This window comes from Streptomyces ruber, from assembly GCF_014648075.1.
Lineage (GTDB): Bacteria > Actinomycetota > Actinomycetes > Streptomycetales > Streptomycetaceae > Streptomyces > Streptomyces ruber.
Genome location: NZ_BMQK01000055.1, coordinates 1 through 825 on the forward strand (window position 1 = coordinate 1; position 825 = coordinate 825).

Below are 825 nucleotides of genomic sequence, written 5' to 3' on the forward strand. Positions count from 1 at the left end.
CACATGCACACCTATGGGCTAAGCTGTTAACTCACAAACACACTAAATGAACTATCGAAAGTAGGCTTCACGTGTTAGCCACAATACAGAAAAAATTAGAATTCATAAATTACACTTAGACTTTATGGAGTTTTGTATAGAAGAAAAAAATATCAAAATAAAAGTCACTCCATTTCTACCATTATTATGATATTCCAATCCGGTTGTATACCAGAAAAATAAATGAATTTGGGGTTTGATCTGATAAGGACATAATAATCAGAAACAATATAGAATTCCTTGGGGATTCTTGATTGGTGCTGAGCTAACTATAGTACAAAGTCGTATCTCTTTGGTTAATAAGATACAAAAAGTGTATCGATCTCAGGGGGTGCAGATTCATAATCGGCATATAGAGATTATTGTGCGTCAAATAACATCAAAAGTGTTGGTTTCAGAAGATAGAATGTCTAATGTTTTTTCACCCGGAGAACTAATTGAATTGTTGCGGGCGGAACGAACAGGGCGTGCTTTGGAAGAAGCGATCCGTTACCGAGCCATCTTATTGGGAATAACGAAAGCATCTCTAAATACTCAAAGTTTCATATCCGAAGCTAGTTTTCAAGAAACTGCTCGAGTTTTAGCAAAAGCTGCTCTACGAGGTCGTATTGATTGGTTGAAAGGCCTGAAAGAAAACGTTGTTTTGGGGGGGATTATACCGGTTGGTACCGGGTTCAAAAAATTAGTACATCGTTTAAAGCAAGACAAAAACATTCATTTGAAAATAAAAAAGAAGAATATATTCGAGTTGGAAATGAGAGATATTTTGTTACACCATAGAGAATT

At 35.6% G+C, this 825-nt stretch carries 1 protein-coding gene; it reads left to right on the forward strand.

Going from position 1 to position 825, the window contains the following annotated elements:
* Positions 1–352: 352 nt before the first annotated feature.
* A partial coding sequence (locus IEZ04_RS36330) for an RNA polymerase beta'' subunit family protein (protein ID WP_229821491.1) occupies positions 353–825 on the forward strand: 473 nt, incomplete at its 3' end.